The sequence below is a fragment of the Ruegeria sp. BC6 genome (assembly GCF_056539185.1).
Genome location: NZ_JBQFUM010000001.1, coordinates 1139859 through 1164216 on the forward strand (window position 1 = coordinate 1139859; position 24358 = coordinate 1164216).

At 61.4% G+C, this 24358-nt stretch carries 20 protein-coding genes; 15 read left to right on the plus strand and 5 right to left on the minus strand.

Features of this window, described 5'->3' with window-relative positions; genetic code table 11:
* Positions 1 to 52: 52 nt before the first annotated feature.
* The 7 genes from ACR0MM_RS05720 to mdoH all read left to right on the plus strand — a co-directional run bounded on the left by ACR0MM_RS05720 (position 53) and on the right by mdoH (position 9546).
* A complete protein-coding gene (locus ACR0MM_RS05720; RefSeq protein WP_480694927.1) occupies positions 53 to 514 on the plus strand; it encodes a DUF302 domain-containing protein in 462 nt (153 codons plus the stop codon).
* Positions 515 to 593: 79 nt separating this feature from the next.
* Positions 594 to 2213, plus strand: coding sequence for a thiamine pyrophosphate-binding protein (locus ACR0MM_RS05725; RefSeq protein ID WP_480694929.1), 1620 nt, complete (start codon positions 594 to 596; stop codon positions 2211 to 2213).
* Complete coding sequence (locus tag ACR0MM_RS05730; protein ID WP_480694931.1) at positions 2200 to 3384, plus strand: CaiB/BaiF CoA transferase family protein; 1185 nt, start codon at positions 2200 to 2202, stop codon at positions 3382 to 3384. The genes ACR0MM_RS05725 and ACR0MM_RS05730 overlap by 14 nt, the downstream gene beginning before the upstream one ends.
* A gap of 180 nt (positions 3385 to 3564) precedes the next feature.
* Positions 3565 to 4935 carry a tetratricopeptide repeat protein gene (locus ACR0MM_RS05735; protein WP_480694933.1) on the plus strand — a complete coding sequence of 457 codons (1371 nt, stop codon included), beginning with the start codon at positions 3565 to 3567 and terminating at the stop codon, positions 4933 to 4935.
* A 29-nt stretch (positions 4936 to 4964) separates the two neighbouring features.
* Entirely contained in the window at positions 4965 to 6182 is a 1218-nt protein-coding gene (locus ACR0MM_RS05740) for an OpgC family protein (protein WP_480694935.1), read from the plus strand.
* Positions 6179 to 7678 (plus strand): OpgD/OpgG family glucan biosynthesis protein, encoded by a 1500-nt coding sequence (locus ACR0MM_RS05745; protein WP_480694937.1) that lies wholly within the window; start codon positions 6179 to 6181, stop codon positions 7676 to 7678. Before ACR0MM_RS05740 ends, ACR0MM_RS05745 begins: the two co-directional genes overlap by 4 nt.
* On the plus strand, positions 7675 to 9546 hold the full coding sequence (gene mdoH / locus ACR0MM_RS05750) for a glucans biosynthesis glucosyltransferase MdoH (RefSeq protein ID WP_480695340.1): 1872 nt from the start codon (positions 7675 to 7677) through the stop codon (positions 9544 to 9546). Before ACR0MM_RS05745 ends, mdoH begins: the two co-directional genes overlap by 4 nt.
* Here the strand turns inward: mdoH and ACR0MM_RS05755 are convergent, their stop codons facing one another.
* Together ACR0MM_RS05755 and ACR0MM_RS05760 are read right to left on the minus strand one after the other, a co-directional pair.
* The gene (locus ACR0MM_RS05755; protein WP_480694939.1) at positions 9547 to 10362 is read right to left on the minus strand and encodes a CE1 family esterase; all 816 of its coding nucleotides are present in this window, start codon (positions 10360 to 10362) and stop codon (positions 9547 to 9549) included.
* Positions 10362 to 10832 (minus strand): rhodanese-like domain-containing protein, encoded by a 471-nt coding sequence (locus tag ACR0MM_RS05760; protein WP_480694941.1) that lies wholly within the window; start codon positions 10830 to 10832, stop codon positions 10362 to 10364. Before ACR0MM_RS05760 ends, ACR0MM_RS05755 begins: the two co-directional genes overlap by 1 nt.
* A gap of 222 nt (positions 10833 to 11054) precedes the next feature.
* Between ACR0MM_RS05760 and ACR0MM_RS05765 the strand changes: the two genes are divergently transcribed.
* From ACR0MM_RS05765 to selD, 7 genes are read left to right on the plus strand one after another with little or no spacing between them, the layout of a single operon-like run.
* Positions 11055 to 13928 carry a monovalent cation/H+ antiporter subunit A gene (locus tag ACR0MM_RS05765; RefSeq protein ID WP_480694943.1) on the plus strand — a complete coding sequence of 958 codons (2874 nt, stop codon included), beginning with the start codon at positions 11055 to 11057 and terminating at the stop codon, positions 13926 to 13928.
* On the plus strand, positions 13928 to 14287 hold the full coding sequence (locus ACR0MM_RS05770) for a Na+/H+ antiporter subunit C (protein WP_170337694.1): 360 nt from the start codon (positions 13928 to 13930) through the stop codon (positions 14285 to 14287). Before ACR0MM_RS05765 ends, ACR0MM_RS05770 begins: the two co-directional genes overlap by 1 nt.
* Positions 14284 to 15840, plus strand: a complete 1557-nt coding sequence (locus tag ACR0MM_RS05775; RefSeq protein ID WP_170402042.1) for a monovalent cation/H+ antiporter subunit D — start codon at positions 14284 to 14286, stop codon at positions 15838 to 15840. The genes ACR0MM_RS05770 and ACR0MM_RS05775 overlap by 4 nt, the downstream gene beginning before the upstream one ends.
* Positions 15840 to 16337: a Na+/H+ antiporter subunit E gene (locus tag ACR0MM_RS05780; RefSeq protein ID WP_093962616.1), complete on the plus strand. Its 498-nt coding sequence runs from the start codon at positions 15840 to 15842 to the stop codon at positions 16335 to 16337. The genes ACR0MM_RS05775 and ACR0MM_RS05780 overlap by 1 nt, the downstream gene beginning before the upstream one ends.
* Positions 16334 to 16603, plus strand: a complete 270-nt coding sequence (locus ACR0MM_RS05785) for a K+/H+ antiporter subunit F (RefSeq protein ID WP_093962617.1) — start codon at positions 16334 to 16336, stop codon at positions 16601 to 16603. Before ACR0MM_RS05780 ends, ACR0MM_RS05785 begins: the two co-directional genes overlap by 4 nt.
* A gap of 7 nt (positions 16604 to 16610) precedes the next feature.
* Positions 16611 to 16997, plus strand: coding sequence for a Na+/H+ antiporter subunit G (locus tag ACR0MM_RS05790; protein WP_093962618.1), 387 nt, complete (start codon positions 16611 to 16613; stop codon positions 16995 to 16997).
* Between the two features lie 4 nt (positions 16998 to 17001).
* Positions 17002 to 19161 (plus strand): selenide, water dikinase SelD, encoded by a 2160-nt coding sequence (gene selD / locus ACR0MM_RS05795; RefSeq protein ID WP_480694946.1) that lies wholly within the window; start codon positions 17002 to 17004, stop codon positions 19159 to 19161.
* Here the strand turns inward: selD and mnmH are convergent.
* Both mnmH and ACR0MM_RS05805 read right to left on the minus strand, forming a co-directional pair.
* Positions 19152 to 20204 carry a tRNA 2-selenouridine(34) synthase MnmH gene (gene mnmH, locus ACR0MM_RS05800; RefSeq protein WP_480694948.1) on the minus strand — a complete coding sequence of 351 codons (1053 nt, stop codon included), beginning with the start codon at positions 20202 to 20204 and terminating at the stop codon, positions 19152 to 19154. The genes selD and mnmH overlap by 10 nt on opposite strands.
* Positions 20205 to 20255: 51 nt before the next feature.
* The gene (locus ACR0MM_RS05805; RefSeq protein WP_170417866.1) at positions 20256 to 20924 is read right to left on the minus strand and encodes an SOS response-associated peptidase; all 669 of its coding nucleotides are present in this window, start codon (positions 20922 to 20924) and stop codon (positions 20256 to 20258) included.
* Between the two features lie 55 nt (positions 20925 to 20979).
* On the opposite strand from ACR0MM_RS05805, the gene ACR0MM_RS05810 reads away from it, so the two are divergent.
* Positions 20980 to 22632, plus strand: coding sequence for a tetratricopeptide repeat-containing sulfotransferase family protein (locus ACR0MM_RS05810; RefSeq protein WP_480694950.1), 1653 nt, complete (start codon positions 20980 to 20982; stop codon positions 22630 to 22632).
* A gap of 63 nt (positions 22633 to 22695) precedes the next feature.
* Here the strand turns inward: ACR0MM_RS05810 and ACR0MM_RS05815 are convergent, their stop codons facing one another.
* Complete coding sequence (locus ACR0MM_RS05815) at positions 22696 to 24273, minus strand: bifunctional metallophosphatase/5'-nucleotidase (RefSeq protein WP_480694952.1); 1578 nt, start codon at positions 24271 to 24273, stop codon at positions 22696 to 22698.
* Positions 24274 to 24358: the final 85 nt, after the last annotated feature.

Here is a 24358-nt window from a genome sequence, read left to right on the forward strand (position 1 = left end):
GCACCCAGGAATTCGGGAAGACTTGGGCCAACCACGACCTGGAGAGCCCGTGATGAAACATCTTGTGTTTTTCCTCGGCCTGCTGGCGCTGCCCGCGCTTGCTGCCGATATCGAACCGCGGCCGGGTTGGGCCGTCCACCCGACGACCAAGACATATGACGCGCTGGTGGCCGACACGATCGCGGCGGTCAAGGCAAACGGTCTGATCGTGGTCACGCAGGCCGGGCCGACCAAGGCCGCCGCCGCGCGCAGCATCACCATTCCGGGCAATCGGGTGATCGGGGTCTTCAACAACGACTATGCGGTGCGGGTTCTGGAACAATCGGTGCCCGCGATGATCGAGGCGCCGATCCGCCTGTACGTCACGGAAAACGAGAACGGGACCGCGACGCTGTCCTACAAAACGCCCACTTTGGTCTTTGCCCCCTACACCGGCGGCTCCGACGCCTTGCCCGCGATTGCCGCAGAGTTGGACGCCAAATTCGCCGCCATCGCCGAAATGGCTGTCAAATAGTCACACTGACGTGATGCGGCTTGCGCCGGCCCGGAACCTCCGCAATCTGCTGCGCAACGGAACTTACGGAGCTTGTTCGATGCAGGACCTGTCCCCCCGCGCTGCGGACCTTCTGGCGCAACGGCTGTACGAGGCCGGGTGTCGCCACGCCTTCGGCATGCCCGGAGGCGAGGTGTTGACACTGGTCGATGCGCTGGAACAGGCCGGGATCACCTTTCACCTGACCAAGCACGAAAACTCGGCCGGTTTCATGGCCGAGGCGGTGCACCACCGCGATGGCGCGCCGGCGATTCTGGTGGCGACTCTGGGTCCTGGGGCCATGAACGGCATCAATGTCGTGGCCAATGCGCTGCAGGACCGGGTGCCGATGATCGTGCTGACCGGCTGCGTCGATGCCGACGAGGCGCTGACCTACACCCACCAGGTCATGGATCACGCGCAGGTCTATCGCTCGATCACCAAGGGCACGTTCACACTGACGGCCAAGGGCGCCGACATCATCGCCGACAAGGCCGTGTCGCTGGCCACGCAGCCGCGACCGGGGCCGGTGCATATCGACGTGCCGATCTCGGTCGCCGATACACGGGTGTCGGTCGCCAAGCGCCGACGGCTGACCCGGGCCGCCCGCGTCGCGCCCGAGGGCACATGCCTGGAGAAGGCCCGCCGATGGGTCGCCGAGGCCGAGCGTCCGCTGGCGATCATCGGGCTGGACGTGCTGTATGACGACTCGCGCAGCGTTGTGCGGGCGTTTCTGGAACATTTCGGCATCCCGTTCGTCACGACCTACAAGGCCAAGGGCGTGGTGCCCGAGGATCACCCGCTGTGCCTTGGTGGCGCGGGCCTGTCACCCCTGGCCGACACGCACCTTGTGCCGTTGGTCGAACAGGCCGACCTGATCCTGTGCCTGGGCTACGACCCGATCGAAATGCGCCCCGGCTGGCGCGAGATTTGGGACCCGTACGAGAAACGCGTGATCGACATTTCGGCCGTGGTGAATGACCACTACATGCACCAGGCGGGGCTGAACCTGGTCGCCGATACCGGCGCCACGCTCGAGGCGATCGCCAAGGGCAACCCCGCCCGACCGACCTGGCCCCAAGGCCAGCCGGCGCAGGTCAAGGCGGCGCTGGCGGCGGCCTTTCCCACCGATGACGACTGGGGACCCGCCGCCGTGATCGCCGAGGCCCGCGATACCCTGCCCCCCGAAACACTGGCCACCGCAGACAGCGGCGCGCACCGCATCCTTCTCAGCCAGATGTGGCAATGCTCCGAGGCGCGCGGCCTGATCCAGTCTTCGGCGCTGTGCACGATGGGGTGTGCCGTTCCGATGGCGATCGGCCTGAAACTGGCCGAACCTGACCGCCCGGTCATCAGCTTTTCCGGCGATGCCGGGTTCCTGATGGTGGCCGGTGAGTTGTCGACCGCCGCAGAAATGGGCGGGAACCCGATCTTTCTGGTCTTTGTCGATGCCAGCCTGGCACTGATCGAGCTGAAACAGCGCCAGCGCCAGATGGGCAACCGGGGCGTCGATTTCGACCGGCATGACTATGCCGCGATGGGCCGGGCGTTCGGCGGCAATGGCCACAACGTGCGCAACCGCGCCGAGCTGCGCGCGGCGCTGAAGGCCGCGATGGCCGCCGACACGTTCACGATGATCGCCGCCGAGATCGACCGCGGAGGCTATGATGGCCGCATCTGAAGGGCCGCTGAAGGGCGTCAAGGTTCTGGATCTGTCACGCATTCTGGCCGGGCCGACCTGCACGCAGCTGCTGGGCGATCTTGGAGCCAGCGTGATCAAGGTGGAAAACCCGGCCACCGGGGGCGATGACACCCGCCAATGGGGACCGCCCTATGTCTCCGATGCGGATGGCAACCTGACCGACCTGAGCGCCTATTTCATGGCCGCGAACCGCAACAAGAAATCCGTCGCCATCGATATCGCCACGCCAGAGGGGCAGGCACAGATCCGGCGGCTGGCCTCTCATGCTGACATCCTCATCGAGAATTTCAAACCCGGCGGGCTGGCCAAATACGAGCTGGACCATGAAACCCTCTCGCGGGACTTTCCGGGGCTTATCTACTGTTCGATCTCGGGCTACGGCCAGACCAGGCCGAACGCTGCCAAGCCGGGCTATGACCTGATGGCGCAGGGCTATGGCGGGATCATGTCGCTGACGGGCGAACCGGACGGAGCCCCTATGAAAGTGGGCGTGGGCATCGCCGACGTGATGTGCGGCATGTACGCGACCGTCGGCATTCTGGCGGCGCTGCGCCACCGGGATCAGACCGGCGAAGGCCAGCAAATCGACATCGCACTGGTCGACAGCCAGATCGCATGGCTGATCAACGAGGGCGTGAACTATCTGACCTCGGGCCAGGTTCCACAGCGGCGCGGGAATGGGCACCCCAACATCGTGCCCTACGATGTTTATGAAACGGCTGATGGCCACGTCATTCTGGCCGTGGGAAATGACAGCCAGTTCCGACGCTTCTGCGGTTTTCTGGAGTTGAGCCACCTGCCCGACGACGCGCGGTTCGCCACCAACCCGGACCGGCTGGAACACCGCAATGCATTGAACGCCGTTCTGCGGCCCGCGCTGCTGCGGCTGGAGACCAAGGCCGTCATCGAAGGCCTCGAGGCATTGAAAGTGCCGGTCGGCCCGGTTCAGACGCTGGATCAGGTCTTTGCCTCGGACCAGGTGGCAGCGCGGGGGATGCAAGTGGATATGCCTGCCCGGCCCGGCCCGGTGCGTCTGATCGGGAATCCATTGAAGTTGTCCCGCAGCCCGGTGACCTACCGCTCGGCTCCGCCCGAGTTCGGCGCTGACACGCAAGCGGTTCTGAACGCGGAAAACCCCTTCGAGGATTGAAACACTCTGCCTTTTTCGGCGGCAAGTCGCTGAAACATGTCATTGAATCGGCGATTTTTTTCGCTTTTTGCGAACACAAGCTTTCACCAATTCGAGAGCAGGCCCGATACTGTTACGTCCCGTCTGCACACTCTGCTAAGTCCAAGAGTGTGAGTTTTTGCAACCAGATTGGACCCAAGCATGCAGCAAGATGTTTTCGGACAGATGAACACCCTGACCCACCCGGACAGCGCCGAAGCGTGGAATGGTGTTCTGCTTGGTTTCATGGCGCACGCAGCCGTCACACCTCAGCATCTGGGCAATGTGCTTGAGCTTGAACCGGGCTTTGCGCTTGGACATGCCATCAAGGGGCTGTTCATGGTTCTGTTGGGGCGCAAGGAAATGATGGAGGTCGCCCATCAGGCCGCCGCCACGGCAAAGAGTGCGGCCGCTGAGCAGCCGATTTCGGCCCGCGAGAAACTTTACCTTGAGGCCTTGGATCACTGGCTGGCTGGCCAGCCCACCCGCGCCGTGCAAACCTTCGAGGCAATTCTGCGCAGCCACCCCGATGACACGCTGGCCATGAAGCTCAGCCACGCGACCCGTTTCGTGTTGGGTGATTCCGCAGGGATGCGACGCTCGATCGAACGGGTTCTGCCAGCCTATGCGCCTGATCACCCCGGTCGTGGATACCTGCTTGGGTGCCATTCCTTTGCGTTGGAAGAAACCGGTGCCTATGAAAAGGCCGAGATCGCAGGGCGGCAGGCTCTGTGGATGGTCTCGGACGATGCGTGGGGCCTACACGCAGTCGCCCACGTGCACGAAATGACGGGCAATGCGCAATCCGGTCTGGACTGGCTGGCCGGGCGCGAGGCTGCCTGGTCCCACTGCAACAACTTCCGGTATCACGTGTGTTGGCACAAAGCGTTGATGCATCTGGATCTGGGTCAGATCGACCAGGTGCTTGATCTGTACGACCACGAGATTCGCCAGGACAAGACAGATGACTATCGCGATATTTCGAATGCGACCTCGCTGTTGTCGAGGCTCGAGCTTGAAGGCGTGGACATTGGCAACCGATGGGAAGAACTGGCCGACCTGAGCGCCACCCGCACCGAAGACGGCTGTCTGATCTTCGCCGATCTGCATTACCTTCTGGCACTGACTGGTGACAACAGGCCCGACTCGACCGCCAAGTTGCTGGCCCGCATTCACAAGGACTCGCAACAGCCCGCAACCGACACGGCACGTCGCATGGCCGACCCGGGCTTGGCCGCCGCCATTGGCCTCGAGGCATTTGGAAAAGGCGATTATCTCCAAGCCTTCGAGCATCTTGCAAATGCGCGAAATTCGATGCAATTGGCCGGCGGCAGTCACGCCCAGAGGGATGTTTTTGAACGCATTACAATCGATTCCGGCCTGCGTGCCGGACGCCTCGACGATGTCGAGCGCATTTTGGACAACCGCAAGGCCAAACGGTCCGGCACCGAAGACAATTACGCCCTCGCGCGCCGCGCTCTGATCAGTTCGGCCCGCGACCAATCCGGTGTGCAAAGCGTACCGGCTGAATAACAAGACGACCACAAAGGACAGAGAAACGAATGGCGACCGCATCGCCCGCTTCTGATTTTGCACCGGTGGCGGCATCCTCCGCCCCTGCTGCCACAACCCGCGACCCGCGGCTGGATTTCTATCGCGGTATTGCGATGTTCATCATCCTGATCGCACACATCCCGAACGACCCCTGGGCCAGATGGATCCCGGCCCGGTTCGGATTCTCGGACGCGACTGAAATCTTTGTTTTCTGCTCGGGCATGGCTTCGGCGATCGCCTTTGGCGGCGCGTTTGAGCGCAGGGGCTGGTGGATGGGGACCGCCCGGGTCAGCTTCCGCATCTGGCAGGTCTACTGGGCCCATATCTGCCTGTTTTTCTTTGTCGCCATGTCCATGGCGGCGCTGGATTTGTCCGGAGCCTTCGACAAAAGCTATGTCTCGGGATTGAACCTGCAGCATTTCTTCAACGACCCGATGCCACAGATGGTGGGGCTGTTCACCCTGACCTATGTGCCGAACTATTTCGACATCCTGCCGATGTACCTGGTCGTTCTGGCAATGATGCCGATGTTCATGGGCCTGTCGCGCCTCAGCCTCTGGGCGGTCGGGTTGGTCTCGGTCGCGATCTGGCTGGTGGCGCAGACCGGTATGTTGGCGCTTCCGGCCGAACCGTGGTCGGACCGCCAGTGGTTCTTCAACCCGTTTGGATGGCAGTTGCTGTTTTTCACGGGCTTTGCATTCATGCGGGGCTGGATTCCTGCGCCGCCGGTTTCCAAGACGCTGATCTGGGCCGCGGGATTGTTCCTTGTCCTATCAGCCCCGTTTGGATCGTGGAAAGTGTTCTTGTGGGTCCAAGCGGCCGCCCCGGATCTTGCCGAGAACATCCGAAGGGTCTGGCCCCTGACAAGCGAACTGCGCGAAAAAACCGATTTCGGCCTGTTCCGGTACATGCACTTCCTGTCGCTGGCCTACCTGGGATGGGTGGCTGCTGGGCAACATGGGCATCGCCTGATCGCCACCGGCAACACGATCGGCGCGCAGCTGTGGCGATGGATCCTGAAGCAGATCACCAAAGTGGGCCAGCAGTCCTTGGCGGTTTTTGTATTTTCCATGGCAGCGGCACGACTTATCGGCGTTTTCCTCGACGAATTTGGGCGGGATTTCGCCACCGTTCTGGCCGCCAACCTAATTGGATTTGCGTTGATCATCGGCGTGGCTTATCTGGCCGCTTGGTTCAAATCACACCCATGGAAATCGAAGTCATGAAGTTCACGCGTCGTGCATTCCTTGCGTCGACTACGGCGCTGGCCTTCGCCCCGGCCACCTTTGCCACCGGTGGCGAAGTGCCGTTCGACCGGGCCGATATCATCGCCCTTGCCCGCGGTCTGGCCAGCCGCCCCTACGAGGCGCGGGAAACCGTTCCGCAGGCGTGGCAGGACCTCACCTACGAACAGTACCGCTCCATCCGTTTCCGGCTGGACCGTGCGCTCTGGTACGGGACCGATACGCCGTTCAACGTCGATTTCTTCACCCCCGGCCTTTACTTCCCGCGAACCGTTCAGGTCTCGGCAGTTGAGAACGGGATGACCGCGCCGGTTGCCTTCGACCTCGAGATGTTCGACCGGGCCGAGGACGTCCCCGATCTGCCAGTAGACGAAACGCTGGGTTTTTCAGGTTTCCGGCTGCGCACCGAGATGCATCGCCCTGGCAAGACGGACGAGTTCTGCGTCTTTCAGGGAGCCAGCTATTTCCGTGCCATCGGCCTTCACGAGGTTTATGGTCTGTCAGCCCGAGGTCTTGCACTGAAAACCGGGGATCCCGAGGGCGAAGAATTTCCGGATTTCATCCGATTTTGGCTGGAGCGCCCAAAGCCCGGCCAGCGCAACATGATCGTTCACGCCCTGATGGACAGCCCCAGTGTGACCGGCGCCTACCGGTTCGACATCACGGCCGGCGCCGACTGCATCATGGAGGTGCAGGCGACCTTGTTTGCTCGGGAAGAACTTCCCCATGTCGGGATCGCTCCGGGGACGTCGATGTTCCTGTTCGATCAGACCAATCACAACCGGTTCGACGATTTCCGTCCGGCCGTGCATGACAGCGACGGGCTGATGATCCGAAACGGGGCCGGAGAAGTGATTTGGCGCCCGCTCGCCAATCCCAAGCGATTGCAGGTGTCCTCATTCGTGGACATGAATCCGCGCGGGTTCGGACTGATGCAGCGCAAACGCGCGTTTTCCGACTATGCCGACCTCGAAGCGCAATACCACAAGCGCCCCGGCCTTTGGGTCGAGCCGATGGGCGATTGGGGTAAAGGTACGGTCACTCTGGTCGAAATTCCGGCCGATCAGGAGATCTACGACAACATTGTCGCCTATTGGCGTCCCGCTGAACCGGTCGCTGCCGGTGCTCAGCTCGACTTGTCGTACCGCCTGATCTGGGGCGAGGAACCTCAGCGGACCGCCATGCCGCGGGTGATCAACACCGCCATGGGCGAGAACACTTTCGGGGAAGGACGGCTTGCGGTGATCGACTTCGAAGCCAGCGAGTTGTTCGACGATCCGGACGCCCTCAGCGTGTTCGTTCAGTCGCCTCACGCGGAAACTTCGGACGGGGTTCTGCAACGCAACCCGGATACGGGCGGTTTGCGTCTGGCCTTTTCGTTTCAACCCGGCGACCGCGACCACGTCGAATTGCGCGCGCAACTGAGGCTGGGTGACGAGCCCGCCTCGGAAGTCTGGATGTACAGATGGACAGCATGAACCCGGACCTGAAAATCATGCCGCCCGAGGCACCGCTGGCAATGCCGGAGCAGGACTTTGCCGCCGGGTTTCGGGACGCCCAAGCACCTGCGGATGCCCGCCGGTCGTCGGCGGGCCTTTGGCGCGCATTGGCGTTTTCCCCGGCCATGGCCGCCTCGGTTGCTTTGCTGTGGGTCATGGCAGACTGGTTCGACGCCGAAGGGATTAACGTGGTCGAAGCCATCCTTTTGGCATTGATTTCGTTCAATTTCTTCTGGATTTCCTTCACGGTCTGCACCGTCCTTCTGGGCATGGTCTCTCTGGCCCGGCAAGAGCGTCCAGTACGGCAGGGTCGCGCGCAGCCACTGCGGGTTGCTTTGCTAATGCCCGTCTACAACGAAGTGCCGTGGAACGTGTTGGGCAATGCCCGCACGATGCTGGAAGAACTGCGCGCCCGAAGGGGCAAGCATCACTATGCGATGTTCATCCTGTCCGACACCCGCGATCCGGAAATCGCGGCCCAGGAACAGGCCAGCATCGAGGCGCTGCGTACCACGCTCGCCCCAGGGCTTGAGCTGTATTACCGACGCAGGGAACAGAATACGGACCGCAAGGTTGGCAATATCGCTGACTGGGTCAGCCGCTGGGGTGGCGCTTGGGATGCAATGCTGGTTCTGGACGCCGACAGTCTGATGACCGGGCGCGCGATCGCGCGGCTGACCGACGCGCTGGCCCGCGATCCCGGCGCCGGCCTGATCCAAAGCTATCCGCAACTGATCGGTGCCCAGTCCGTCTTTGCACGGATGCAGCAGTTCGCCAATGGTGTATACGGCATCGCATTTGCAGAGGGCCTGTCCCGTTGGTGTGGCCAGGAAGGCAACTATTGGGGCCACAACGCCATCATCCGCACCAAGGCATTTGCGACCTGTGCGGGTCTGCCCAAGCTGCGCTCGCTCTCGGGCCAGGAACAACTGATCATGAGCCACGACTTCGTCGAGGCCGGGTTGCTGCGCCGCGCCGGTTGGGGCGTTCGCTTTCTGCCGCGCATCCGAGGCTCGTACGAGGAAACACCGCCGACACTGATCGACCACGCCCTACGCGACCGCCGCTGGTGCCAGGGCAACCTGCAGCATCTGCGTCTGCTGGGGTCAACCGGGTTTCGGGCCGTGTCGCGGTTTCATCTGTTCCACGGCGCCGTCGGATACCTGATGTCACCCTTGTGGTTCGCACTGCTGGTCATGTGGGCGTTGATCGGTCAGGGCAAGGATGCTTCGGTGCTGCACTATTTCAGCCCCGACAATCCGATGTTCCCCCAGTGGCCGGAAATGACCGAAACGCGGCATGTTCTGATCATCCTTGTCATGTACGCGATGCTGCTGGCCCCCAAGATTCTGGGTGCACTGGCATTGCCCCTCAGCGGTGTTCGCTATGAAGATTTCGGCGGCCGGACCCGGTTTCTTGCGTCATTCCTGTTCGAGGTCGTGCTGTCGATCCTGTACGCACCGATCCTGATGGTGCAGCAGATGATCGCCGTGTTCCGCACTGTTCTCGGTGTACAAAAAGGCTGGACCCCGCAGGCACGGGATGGCGGCACTTATGGGCTGCGGACGCTGATCGTGTGTCACGCGCTCGAAACCATCAGCGGCTTCGCGCTGAGCGCGGGTATCCTGGCCGGGTTGGTCTCGGTCTGGTTGGCTCCGATCGCCATCAGCCTGACCTTTGCGGTACCGCTCTCCGCACTCAGCGGCGTATCTGCGGCAGCAGCGCGTCGCATGGTCGGCATGCCCGAGGATTTCCACGAGCCCGCCATCACGCGGGCGGCACGTTCGCATCGCAACGAGTTGAAACGCCTGATCGAGGGCAAAGGAACCATGACCCCGGCGGAATGATCACCCGCCGGGCAACCCTTCGTACCAATCCAGCATCATGTCGGCCCAGCCCCGCGGAACTGTATGACCGCCGGGAAACAGAGCGAACTCCAATGCGCTGCCGTCAGCACAGGCGGTCCACTTGCGGCGCATGAATTGGCCTGTCGTTGAATACCCGTCCGGACGGTTGTCGGCGCATTCGTTGGCCTGCCGCCAGATTTCAAGCCCGGCGAAGATGTCGCCCTGAAGGAACCGACCGCCGCCCAGTGCGCGCCCCTCCAGCGGCACCACGTTGTCGGTCCAGCCATGTGTGTGGAACAGGCGCGCGGGCCCCGCACAACTTTCGGGATGCGGGCGCCAGAATCCGCCTGAGACCGGCACATAGGCCGAGAATGCCTCGGGATCGGCGCAGGCCAGATAGTTCACCATGAAGCCGCCGGCCGAGAATCCTCCCAGCACCACGCGATGGTCATCGATCCCGAACTGTTGGACCGCATCCGCAACAACCTCCTTCAGGAACGCGGCTTCGTCACGCCCGTCCCAACCCGGATAGAAGTTCCAGCTTTTTCGCCCGTTGCGCTCGGCCCCCTCGGGTGCCATGACCGCATATCCCCGTGCCAGCAAGGGTTCGACCATGCCGCGGTTTTTCATGGTTCCCTGCGCGCTACCGCCATACCCGTGCAGGAACACGACCAACGGCGGGTTGGAGTCTTCCGGCAGCTCGATGCGATAGCTTCCGGTTTTAGTCTCGCAAACACCCAGATCCTGCCCACACGCGGCCAATGCCGGAGTTGCGGCGGTTGCGATCAACACAGCCAACAGATCCCTGAGCCTCATCACGCCCCCTCCGAATACGCCTGCACCGGCAGCCCGGCCCGCACCCAGCCCGGACCTGCGGCTGACCCCAGCATCCCTTCGGGCACGTCAAGAATGTTGCCGTAGCCCGCCTCGGTCAACCTGTTGCCCAGCCGCGCTGACCGCACACCACGGGCGCAGATCAAGGCAATCGGCCGCCCCTTGTCACCGCCAGACAGGCGATCCAACACATCCAGAAAGCCTTCACGGCGCATGTCCAGCGGTTGGGCGCCCTGCCCGATGCCTGAGGCCCGCCATTCGCGCGGGGTCCGAATGTCGAGCAACAGGATTTCCCCTGCAACAGCCTTTTCATGCGCCTGAGCGACGGTCAACTTACCGCCAGAAAAGTCTTCGGGGATCAGACGGTATTCACGGAACGCAAAACCCGCGAGAACAGCGGCTGCGCCCCCAAGGAACACGCCTCTGCGGCTGAGCATGGTTTTGATCGCCAATGTGCACCCTCCGGTTTTTCTACGCCGGTTTTATCACGGGTCCGCCTCCGGCGCTGCGCCGAAAAGCCGGGCGCAGATCAAGTTCGCGTCATTTTCGCGCAGGCTTTGGCTGAAAAATCGCGGGGAGTAGTGCAAGGTGAAAAACTTGCAATAGCTGGACAGTCAATAAATTATCCTTACAAAATCAACAGCACCCTGACCGCTCAGCCCGGAGTATCGCACTTGTCCCTATTCCTTATCGCGGCCCTTCCCTTCCTCGGAGCTGTCTTTCCCGCCCTGCTAATCCGCGCCGGGCGCAACGCAGCCGCATCGGCGGCGGGATTGACCACGTTTCTGGCCTTGATGGGGCTGCTGATTCATATCCCGGACGTCATGAACGGCACGGTGGTCACCGCGCGGTTCGACTGGATTCCGGGGCTGGGGTTGAACGCCAATTTCATGCTGGACGGGCTGGGATTTCTGTTCGCGCTGCTGATCCTTGGCATTGGTCTGCTGATCATCCTGTACGCGCGGTTTTACCTGTCGCGTGAAGACCCAATGGGTCAATTCTATACCTATCTCCTGCTGTTCCAGGGCGCGATGGTCGGTATCGTTCTGTCCGACAACATACTGCTTTTGCTGGTTTTCTGGGAACTGACCTCGCTCAGTTCGTTTTTGCTCATCGGCTATTGGAAGCACCTGCCCGAAGGTCGCCAGGGCGCGCGGATGGCGCTGGCGGTCACCGGGTCCGGCGGGCTGGCTATGATCGCGGGGATGCTGATCCTGGGCAATATCGTGGGGTCCTTTGACCTGAGCGTGATCCTCCAGAACCGGGAGCTGATCCAGTCTTCGCCCTACTACCTGCCGGCGTTGGTACTGATCCTGCTGGGGTGTTTCACCAAGTCGGCCCAGTTCCCGTTCCATTTCTGGCTGCCTCATGCCATGGCCGCGCCAACGCCGGTTTCGGCGTACCTGCACTCGGCGACAATGGTGAAGGCTGGTCTGTTCCTGATGGCGCGCATGTGGCCGGTTCTGGCCGGGACCGAGGCGTGGTTCTACATCGTCGCCACCACCGGCCTGATAACCATGCTGATCGGCGCGGTGATCGCGCTGTTCAAGGATGACCTCAAGGCGTTGCTGGCCTTTTCGACGGTGTCGCATCTGGGGCTGGTCACGATGCTGCTGGGCTTTGGCACCAAGATCGCGGTCGTGGCCGCCATCTTTCACATCATCAACCACGCCACCTTCAAGGCCGCCCTGTTCATGACCGCCGGGATCGTGGACCACGAAACCGGCACCCGGGACATCAAGCGCCTGGGCGGCCTGCGCCATTTGATGCCGATCACCTTTTCGATTGGAACAATCGCCGCATTGTCCATGGCAGGGATTCCACCTTTGAACGGATTCCTGTCGAAGGAAATGATGCTGGAAGAAACCGTGCACACGGTCTGGCGAAACTCGCACTATCTGGTGCCAGCCCTGGCCCTGGTAGCCGCGATCTTCTCTGCTGCATATTCCTTCCGGTTCGTGTCCCACGTCTTCCTGGGCCCTGAACGCGAGGATTACCCTGCGCACCCGCATGACCCGCCGGTGGGGCTGTGGCTGGCTCCGGCATTCCTGGTCGTGCTGGTCGTGCTGATCGGCCTGAACTCGGCCGCCATCGTCGGCCCCTTGGTTGCGGTTGTGTCTTCCGCAGTGATCGGCGGCGAGAAGCTGCCCTATTACTCACTGAAGCTGTGGCACGGGTTCACGCCCGCCTTGTACATGTCGATCGTCGCAACTTTTGGCGGCCTCTTCCTGTTGGCTTTGCACCGCCGCGGCGAGCAGGTCTGGAATATCCTGCCCCGCCCCGAGGCCAAGACCATCTTCGACGCCGTGATCGGCGGATTGACCGCCGCCAGCCGGTGGATCACGGACGAGCTGCACAACGGTGTCATCAGCCGCTATGCGATCATCCTGATCGCCTTTACGGTCGGCCTTGGATACTATGCCTATTCGACCGGCACGATTGGCGTTGAAACGCGGGTTCCGCTGCCGGCCCCGATCATTCCGATCATCGGCTGGCTGTGCCTGATCGTGGCGACGATGGGCATCATGTGGTTCCACCGCAACCGGTTGCTGTCGCTTGTTTTGATCGGTGTCGTCGGCCTGATCGTGTCGATGGCCTTCAACTATCTGTCCGCGCCTGATCTGGCGCTGACGCAGATCTCGGTCGAAGTCGTCACGATGATCCTGCTGCTGCTGTCGCTGAACTTCCTGCCGACCGAGACCCCATGGGACAGCAGCGCGGCCCGGCGCTGGCGTGATGCTGCCATTTCGGTGGTGGCCGGTATCGGCGCCGGGGGCTTGATCTATGCGCTCATGCTGCGCGATTTCGCCTTCCCGACGATTTCGGAATTCCACCTGGCCAATTCCTACAAGGGTGGCGGCGGCACTAACGTGGTCAACGTGATCCTGGTGGATTTCCGGGGGTTTGATACTTTCGGCGAGATCATCGTGCTGGGGATCGCGGCCCTGATCATCTTTGCCCTGACCGAGGCCGTGCTGGGCACAAGCGTCCGAGCCTACCTGCTGAACCGCAAACCGCACTGGCCCCAGTCAGGTGACTCACACCCGCTGATGATGGTTGTTGCCACACGTGTGATGATGCCGATCGCCCTTATGGTGGGCGCCTACATCTTCTTCCGGGGGCACAACCAGCCCGGAGGCGGGTTCATCGCCGGTCTGGTGGTCGCGATCGCCTTCCTGATGCAGTACATGGCCAGTGGCTATACCTGGGCGATCGAGCGGCAGCGGTTCTACTACCATGGCACAATCGGCTGGGGCGTTTTGATCGCTGCAGCCACGGGTTTGGGCGCCTGGTTCAACGAGCGGCCCTTCCTGACCAGCGATTTCGGCTATCTGCATTGGCCACCGCTGGAAGAGTTCGAATGGGCCACGGCCATGCTGTTCGACACAGGCGTGTTCCTGGCCGTTCTGGGCGCCGTAATGCTGGCTCTTGACAGCCTGTCGCGGTTCGCGTGGCGGCCGGGCATGGCGCAGGAATTCCCGATGGACATCAACCCGTTGCGGGATGATCTGGCCGAAGAACAAGAAAAAGCGAAGGAGCAGGGCTGATGGAAGCACTCGTCGCATCGGCCGTTGGCGTTCTGACCGCCGCAGGGATCTTTCTGATCCTGCGCCGTCGGACCTTTCCGGTCATCCTGGGCCTGTCTCTGCTGACCTATGCGGTCAACGTGTTCCTGTTCGCCACGGGACGGCTGGCCGTGAACGCGCCTGCAGTTCTGAACAAATACGAAGAGGTTCCCTATACCGATCCATTGCCGCAGGCCCTTGTTCTGACGGCGATTGTGATCTCGTTCGGGATGACAGCTGTGATCGTGATGATCGCTCTGGGCGCCTACCTGTCTTCGAAGGATGACCATATAGACATGGCCGCGCAGGACAGCGTGGATGACGCAGGAGAAGACGCATGAACCACTGGATCGTTGCGCCGATCGTCCTGCCCGCGATCCTGGCCCCCTTCATCATCATGGTTCTGCGGTACCATCTGGACCTGCAGCGTATCTTTTCAGTCGCCGGTGTGGTGGGTCTGCTCGGCATCGCACTGACCATCACTGCGCAGGCAGCGGGCGGCGAGATTCATGTCTACGAGCTGGGTGATTGGCCGGCCCCGTTTGGCATTGTTCTGGTCCTTGACCGGTTGTCCGCGATGATGGTGTTGCTGACGGCGTTGCTGGCCTTGCCTGTCGTGCTGTACGCCATCGCGTCCGGATGGGACGAACGCGGCAACCACTTTCATCCGCTGTTCCAATTCCAGCTGATGGGTGTCTGCGGCGCCTTCCTGACCGGCGACGCTTTCAACCTGTTCGTGTTTTTTGAGGTATTGCTGATCGCCTCCTACGGCCTGATGACCCATGGCGGCGGCGCGGTACGCCTGAAGGCCGGGGTGCAATACGTCACCTACAACCTCTTGGGGTCAACTCTGTTCCTGTTTGCATTGGGCACGATCTATTCGGTTACCGGTACCCTGAACATGGCCGACCTGGCCGTGCGCGTCGCGGAAATTCCGGTCGAAGACACCGCCCTGTTGCGCGTGGGTGCGGTTCTTCTGCTGCTGGTCTTCTGCATCAAGGCCGCTGTCCTGCCGCTGCATTTCTGGCTGCCGGCCAGCTATGCCAACGCGCCGCTGCCAGTTGCCGCGCTGTTTGCGATCATGACCAAGGTGGGGGCCTATTCGATCCTGCGGGTCTATACTTTGGCATTCGGCCCGGATGTTGCCGTCACCGAAGGACTGGTTGGTGACTGGCTACAACCTGCCGCGCTGGTGACCCTTGCCATCGGCTCGATCGGTATTCTGGGCACGCGGCACATCGCGCGCATGGTTGCGTTTTGCGCCATCGCCTCGATGGGAACGCTGCTGGTGGCTATTTCCTTGTTCACCGAGACGGCCACAGCCGCCGCTCTGTACTACGTCTACCATTCAACCCTTGCGACCGCACTGCTGTTCCTGGTGGCCGATCTGGTGATGGAACGTCGAGGAGGGGCCATTGCGCCCCGCCCGCCGATGCCGCAAAGCGGGCTGATCTCGGCGCTGTTCTTCGTAGGAGCCATAGCGATGGCGGGCATGCCGCCGTTGTCGGGGTTCATCGGCAAGCTTCTGGTGCTGGATGCGTCTTGGTATGCGCCGGATGCCACCGCAGTCTGGGCGGTCGTTCTGATCGGGTCCTTCGTCACCATCGTGGGACTGGCTCGCGCCGGGTCCCTGATCTTCTGGAAAAGCTATGACGCCAGCACCCAGATCGAACCGGAACCCGAAACCGAGGCCACCAACGATGATGAACCCCCGCACCGGCCCGCGCCTGAACCGCAGCCGGGGCTGGCGTTCACCTCGGTGTTCGGAGTGGTTCTGGGCCTCGTCCTGCTGACCCTGTTCGCCGGACCCTCGCTGGACTACACTCGCAAGACCGCCGCGCAACTGTTCGCGCCGGAACAGTACATCTCGGCCGTATTGGGAAGGGAAGACTGATGAAACTGCTGCGCCGGATATTTCCCCACCCTCATCTGAGCTTCCTGCTGACTCTGGTCTGGGTGTTGTTGGCCAACGCGCCCTCGCTGAACTCGTTGGTGTTTGGGTTGCTTCTGGGGATCATCATTCCCTTCATCACACAACCCTACTGGCCCGACCGGCCCGTCCTGCGGAACTGGCCCATGGTCGTTGAGTACATGATCGTGGTTCTGTGGGACATCGTGGTGGCCAACGTGACCGTGGCCCGCATCATCCTGTTCAAACGCGACGCGGACAGACAACCGAACTGGATCTCGATCCCGCTGGAACTGCGCACACCCGAAGCGATCACGGTACTGGCTGGAACCATCACCATGACTCCGGGCACCGTCAGTTGCGACCTCTCGGCCCAAGGGCATTGTCTGCTGGTCCATTGCCTGGACGCTCCGGATCCGGGCGCGGTACGAGACCAGATCAAGCAGCGTTACGAGCGCCGCCTGAAGGAGATTTTCGAATGATCGAATATGCAATCTATTTTGCCTTTGCCTGCTTTGGGGCCGCGATCATGATGTGCCTGTGGCGGATCATCACCGCCGACGGTGTGGGAACGCGAGTGCTCGCCCTTGATACGATGGTGATCAACACCATCGCCCTGATGATCCTGTACGGCCTGCATCTGGGCACCGAGATCTTTTTCGAAGCCGCTATGATCATTGCCATGCTGGGCTTTGTTTCGACCGTGGCCTATGCGCGCTTTATGCTGCGCGGCAACATCATCGAGTGAGGCCGCCATGGAATTCATCTTCGAACTTCTGATTGCATTTTTCCTGATCGTTTCAGGGATTTTCGGCTTTGTCGGGTCTTTTGGCATGATCAAGCTGAAGGATCCGATGTCGCGGCTGCACGCCCCGACCAAAGCCACCACGCTGGGCGTGGGCGGTGTGTTGCTGGCCTCGATCTTTCATTCGATCCTGATCGAACAGCGCCTTTCCATGCATGAACTGCTGATCACGCTGTTCCTGTTTCTGACGGCTCCGATCACGGCTCTGTTCATTGCCAAGTGGCACATTCACCGCCATGAAGCGCCCGAGGATCTGCCGGACGCGGGCGAAGACAAGCTCTGGGCCACCCACGCGGTCGAGCAGGTCGAAGACGTCCCGGATCACAGCGCGAACTGACTTCATGAAAACACCTTCGTTGCCACTTACCCGCGATCTGGTTCTGGTGGGCGGAGGCCATACGCATGCGCTTTTCCTTCGGAAATGGGGGATGAACCCCCTACCCGGCGCGCGGTTGACCGTGATCAATCCTGGCCCGACCGCACCCTATTCCGGGATGTTGCCCGGATTTGTCGCGGGGCACTACGCGCGCCGCGACCTGGACATCGATCTGATCCGGCTGGCACGGTTTGCGGGGGCCCGGATCATTCTGGGTGCCGCGATCAGCCTGGACCTGAACCGGCGGCTGGTGAATGTGGCAGATCATCCTGATGTCGCTTTCGATGTTGCCTCGATCAATGTCGGAATAACATCGGACATGCCGTCTTTGCCCGGGTTCACGGAACATGCCATCCCGGCAAAACCTCTTGGTCCCTTTTCCGCAAAATGGGCCCAGTACCTGGAGACAACCGACCCTGCTTCGGTGGCGGTCATTGGCGGCGGCGTCGCGGGCGTCGAACTGGCGATGGCCATGGCCCATGCTCTGCGCGCCAAGGGTCGGCAAGCAACGGTCACTCTGATAGACAAGGCGCAAATCCTGACCGCGATAAACCCCAAAGCCGCCCAGACCATTCGGCGGGCGATGGAACAACTTGGCATCGACTGCATCGAACAGGCCGAAATTGCGCAGATCACACCAAAAGGCGTGCAACTGACCGATGGGCGGCACATCACGGCTGATTTCACAACCGGCGCGGCGGGCGCCCGTCCCTATGACTGGATCGGCCAGACCGGGCTGGACCTGCACGACGGCTTTATCCGAGTGAACGGGTATTTGCAGTCCAGCGATCCATCGGTCTTCGCAGTCGGAGACTGCGCTCATCTGGATGACACGCCGCGCCCCAAGGCCGGTGTCTTTGCCGTGCGAGAGGCTCCTGTTCTCTTCAACAACCTGCGCGCAGCTCTCGGCGCTGGAACCATGCGCCGGTACAAGCCGCAGAAGGATTACCTGAAGCTGATCTCGCTGGGGGAACGCTCGGCACTGGCCGAGCGCTTTGGGACGTCATTCAGCGGACCTGTGATGTGGCGGTGGAAAGACCATATCGACCAGAAGTTCATGCTTCGCTTTCGTGAGCTTCCCCAGATGCCAGCCCCCGCGCTTCCCCGTCGCCATGCGGATGGACTGCGCGACGCTCTGGGCGACAAGCCCATGTGCGGCGGTTGCGGCGCCAAGGTGGGTCGCGGCGCCTTGCAGGGCGCGCTGTCCGCAGTACCGCGATCCGACCGTCCGGATATCGCGCCCCTGCCCGGGGATGATGCCGCAATGCTGACGTTTGGAGGTGTCCGGCAGGTGCTGACGTCAGATCATTTGCGCAGCTTCGTTCCGGACCCTGTTCTGATGACCCGCATCGCGGCCATTCACGCACTGGGGGACATCTGGGCGATGGGTGCGACCCCACAGGCCGCGACGGCCACTCTGATCCTGCCGCGCATGTCCTCCCAGCTGCAACACCGCACCATGGCTGAAATAATGCAAACCGCGACCGAAGTCATGCGCGGCGCCGGGGCTGAGATCGTCGGCGGCCATAGCTCGATGGGCGATGAGCTTACCATCGGCTTCACCATCACGGGTTTGTGCCAGTCTGATCCGATCACCCTGTCGGGTGGGCGGCCCGGTGATGTGTTGATCCTGACCAAACCGATTGGCAGCGGCGTCCTGATGGCCGCGGAAATGGCAGGGCAAGCCAACGGCGAGTGGGTAGTGGCCGCCTATGACCACATGACGCGGCCGCAGGGTGACGCCGCACGCATTCTGACCCAGGCCCATGCCATGACCGACGTCACCGGATTCGGACTGGCCGGGCATCTCGTTGGACTGTGCGAGGAATCCAACTGTGGCGCAGTCCTGAACCTCGACGCAGGACCAATTATGGCGGGTGCGCTCGAGCTTAGCCAGCAAGGTGTCCGGTCCAGCTTGTTCAACGACAATCGTTCCATCGCGCCCGAAGTTCCAATCGGCGGCAAAGCCGATCTGCTGTTCGATCCTCAGACCGCGGGTGGGTTGCTGGCTGCCGTTTCGGCCGACGACGCACGAAATATCTGCGACCATTTGCGTGCCGCTGGTTACCCGGCTGCAGTCATCGGGGTATTGAGCGACACACCCGGCCTGCGCCTTCAGAGCTGAGCTACAATCCCTTCGATTTCCGACGCGACCTGATCCAGCCCGTCCGTGGTCAAGGACACGGCATGCACGCGCGCAATCACATCAAACTGGTGGTTTTTCCGCGACTTTTCGTAAGCCGGGTCATAGTGCTGCTCCATCAAGGCACGCGTCAGAGCTTTCTTGTTGCCCTCGGCAATCTGAGCCATCCACGCATCCACGACATCATGCCCCCGGTGAAACCGCAGCGGCGACAGGCGGTCCTGCAAACGCTCGGCATCAGACAGGATGTCGTCATAGGCAGCGACCAGATAGTCCGTTCGCGCCTCGATATCTGCCGTGACAAGTATTCGCGGCGCTTGGCCAAGGCTCTGCCAGACCGCTGGGGGCAAAATCAACGAACCGATTTTTGACGACTCGGCCTCGACCAACACGGGCCGTGCCGGATCAAGCGCACACATGGCCGAGGCCAAGGCAGATTCGAACGCTTTCTGGCTGGGTTGTCCGCCGGGTTGTTCGCCCAGCAGCGAACCGCGGTGATTGGCCAACGCTTCGAGATCCAGAACCTGCACCCCGCGCGTTTGCAACTGGGCCAGAAGTTCCGTTTTTGCAGTGCCGGTGTAGCCATCCAACGCCACCAGCTTGAACGGCAGCGGATCATCGTAGAGGTACTGCTTCACCAGACGCCGATAGCTGCGGTATCCGCCCTCGATCACCTCGGCTCGCCAGCCGATCTGCTGCAGCATCCAGGTGAAGGATCCTGACCGCTGACCGCCACGCCAGCAATAGACCAAAGGGCGCCAACCGCCCTCGTGGTGGCTGAGTTGCGTCTCGATGTGGGTGGCGGCGTTGCGAAACACCAACGCGGCCCCCAGCTTGCGCGCCAGAAACGGGCTCTGCTGAACGTAGATCGTGCCGACACCTGCGCGCTCCTCATTGTCCAGAACCGGGAGGTTGATGGCGCCGGGCAGATGGTCCTCGGCAAATTCGGCCGGGCTGCGCACATCGATGATCGTATCGAACGGATGCGCGTACAGCTGCGGCAGGTTTGAGAATTTCAGGGCCATGACAGGGGTTTAGCGCGCAGGATGGCAAAAGAAAAGAAGGCCCGGCCGCTGTCATTCATCGGCTTCGGGCGCGATCAGGTCCGGCCCACTGGCCCGGTTGGAGTTTACGGCCGTGCCGACCCTGTGAAACTGCAACACATCCTCGGCGCCGGGTTTCATCAGGCGGGCTGCCCCCTTGCCGACCTCACCCAGCCACAAGGCCCAATCCGCCGGTTCAATGATCAACGGCATCCGGTGATGAACCGCACGCACATTGTCGTTGGCTGCGGTCGTGACGATCGCGCAGGTCGCCTGCCGCGCCTCACCCTCGCCCCAGTTCTGCCAGATGCCGGCAAAGGCGATGGGCGCACCATCGCTGCGGTGGAAGTACCAAGGCAGCCGCGCACCGTCTTGGGTCTTGGTCCATTCGTAGAAACCCGTGGCCACGATCAGACAGCGCCGATCGCGGCAAGCTGCGCGAAAGGCCGGTTTCTGGGCCAGGGTTTCGGCGCGGGCGTTGATCAGCAGCGGACCGTCGTTTTGGGTTTTGTACCAATGTGGCAAGAAACCCCACCGCAGCGGGTCCAACTGCCGCCCTCCCTCTCTGGCGCGCACGACATGCACCTGATTTGTCGGGCAGATGTTGTAGTTGGGCACCGCCGGTAACGCGTTTGAAGGCCGCGCAGCAAACAGCTGCGCCATGGCATCGTTGGGAAGAGTTATTGCAAACCGTCCGCACATGGGTAATGAACCAACAACAAAAGTTTCAATCAGGCACAGGGTCTCGCGCAGTCAGATGACAAATCAAGCACCAAATTCCCTCAAGGCCAAGGCGGTGGCGGATCTGGACTCCGGCAAGCTTCCTCAGGCTCTGAAGAAAGCTACCCTCGGCATCAAGAAATTCCCAAAAGACGCGGACTACCACGCGATTGCCGGGTTCGTTCTGACCGAGATGAAGCAGTACAAGAAATCGCTGCCGCATTTCCAGGAAGCCGCCCGCCTGAAACCGGACGACCCGCAATTCGTCGAAAACATCGCGAATGCTCTTATGCAAACCGGCCAGATCGCGCGGGCGTTGGCCTATGCCGAAAAGATGGCCGAAAAGATGCCCGGCAACCGCGAGATCGTCCGGGTGATCGATGAAATCACGCTCAAGGGCAAGAACTGGCGTAGCATCATCGAGAACGCCACCAAGCGCCTGATGACAGATCCAGACAACCCCAAGCTGCTGTCCACCCGCAGCAGGGCCTATGGGCGCGTCGGCTTCGTGGATGCGGCCTCGGCCGATATTGCGCGTGCATACGAGCTGGATCCCGACAGCATCGAAATCGCCTTCCGCCGAGCGGTGGACCTGCACCAGGCTGGCGACAAGAAGGGCTGTACTGACATTTTGTGGCGTGTTTTGGACAAGGATCCGTATCACGCATCGGCGTTGTTCCAATTGTCGTCGATGGTAGACGCCGAACAGGCCGAAGCACTGTTCCCCCGGGTCGAGGCTGCGATCGCAAAGCGGAAACACCCCAATTCGACTCTGGAATTCACGCTGGCACAGCTTCAATCAAAGATCGGTGGGCTGGAGGCGGCCCTTGCGCAGTTTGCAGTCGCAAACAGGGTGCAACACGACGAAAACCCATACGATTTCGAAGAAGAAGAGCGCAAACTACGCCGCATCTGCGGCCTGTTTCCCGACAGCACGTCGGTTCCAAGTTCCGGGATCGAGGAGATGCCCCTGCCGATTTTCGTGATCGGACAGCCTCGGTCGGGCACCACCTTGATGGAAATGATGCTGAGTTCCGCCCCCGATATCGCGGGATGTGGAGAACTGACCCTCGGGTCCGACCTTTCGGCGCCATACTCGAACGAAAATAAGGCATTCTCGGACGCAGAAGCTGCGGAGTTCGCCAAGCATTTCCGTGAGTTGATGCCTCCGATCCCCGAGGGCTCGATCGCTTTCGTCGACAAGATGCCGCACAACTACCAGCGGGTTGGTTTTCTTTTGACAGCCTTCCCCAACGCCAAGATCATCAACATGCTGCGCGACCCTCGGGACGTCGGCCTGTCAAAATGGATCCGGCGTTTTCCAGCGGGCGGAATGCGATACGCATCGAACCTGAACTCGATCGCGCACTCGGCCAACATGTATCGCCGCTACATGCAGCATTGGGATGCCATCTTCGGGGATCGCATCCTGACGGTACCCTACGAAAAGCTGGTGGCCGACCCTGAGACCTACAGCAAGCAGGTTGCAGAATTCTGCGGGATCGAATGGCGTGAAAGCATGATGCACCCGGAAGAAAACAAGAAACAGGTGCGTACGGCCAGTATCGACCAGGTGCGCAACAAAATCTCGACCAAATCGGTTGGCGGCTGGCGTCAGGTTGCGGATTATATCCGGCCCATGTTGGACGGTTTAGACCCCGAGTTGTGGCCCGAATACGAATTCGATTAAGCCGAAACCCAACAAAAAAGGCCGCATCCCTGGATGCGGCCTTTTCTTTCTTTGTGTCAGCAATCACTTCTGCTGGATACGTCCATCCAGATAGGGCGTGTATGGCGCATTGGCCGCAAGGTATTCCGCAGTCACATCCGCAAGATCGGGACCGAAGTCGTAGGCATTCTTGTCCTCGCCAGAGAACATCTTGTACCCGTCGCCACCGTTGCGGACATAGTTGTTGGTCACCACCAGATAGGTCTTGGCCGGATCGATCGGCACATAGCCATCACCCTCGGCCACCATGACCTCGGTCACGCGGCCTTCGTTGGGGGCAACCGACGGATCCCAGGTGAACTTCAGCCCGGCCACCTGCGGGAAGCGACCCTTGACCTCTTCCACCTGGCTGACGCCGTTTTCCAGCGCATCGATGATGCCCTGACCGCTGATCTCGAAGGTCGAGAGTGTGTTCTGGAAGGGCAGAACGGTCAGCACCTCGCCCATGGTCACGTCACCCGCGTCGATCGAGGCGCGCAGACCACCCGAGTTGGCGATGGCGATCTGAACGCCCTGATCGGCGACCCGCGCCAGCATGGCATCGGCCACTAGGTTGCCCATCTCGCATTCCTGCACGCGGCAGATCGACCGGTCCCCTTCGATCGGAGCCGCGGCATTGGCCACGACCTTGTTGCGGATCTCGTCCAGCGGCTTGGCCAGTTCAGCGATGCGATCAAGGGCAGCCTGATCCTCGGTCACGGTGTTGTCCATGATCAGCGGTTCACCCACCGCCTCGACCACGTTGCCGTCGTCATCAAAGGTCACGTTTAGCTCGCCCAGGAATTTGCCGTAGGCATAGGCCTGAACGATCTGCACCCCGTTCACCACGGTGGGGTACGGCCCGACTGCCTTATCCGAAGTGTTCGAAAGGTAGGTGTTCGAATGTCCGCCCACGATCACGTCAACGCCGGTGGTTTCCTGTGCGACCCTTTGGTCGACGCCATAGCCCGAGTGGCTGAGCACGATGATCTTGTTGATCCCTTCCGCCGTCAGCTTGTCCACCTCGGCCTGAACCGCCGGAACAGGATCAGAGAACACGACATTCGGCCCGGGTGAAGCCAACTCGTCGGTGTCTTCGGGGGTCAGGCCGATCAGGCCAATCTTCTCTCCACCCACTTCGATCACGGTCGATTTCTTGATCCGGTCGGTCAGAAGCTCCTCGTTCTCGATGTTCGCATTCGACATCAGAATCGGAAATTCGACCGCATCGACGAAACCGGCCAGAACCTCGGGGCCATCATCGAATTCGTGGTTGCCCACGGTCATCGCATCATAGCCCAGCTTGTTCATGAACTCGGCCGCGACCTTGCCCTTATAATAGGTATAGAACAACGACCCCTGAAACTGGTCACCGCCGTCCACGAGGATCGAGTTTTCGGCCCGCGCGCGGGCGTCGTTGACCGCGGTCACCAGACGCGCCGAACCGCCAAAGCATTTGCCCTCGGCATTGTCCTCGGCGCCACAGCCGCTGTCATACTTGTTGATCGGCTCGAACCGGGAATGGAAGTCGTTGGTGTGCAGAATGGTCAGCTTGTAGTCGGCCGCCGCCATGCCTGCAGTCAGGCCAAGGGCCGCCACGGATGTCAGGAAACGGGTAATCATTTGAAACTCCCTGTTATTGATTGTCAGGATCGTGCGCCGAGGGCGGCAAAGAGTCAAAGGGGGAAATGCGGCTTGATTCTACCCA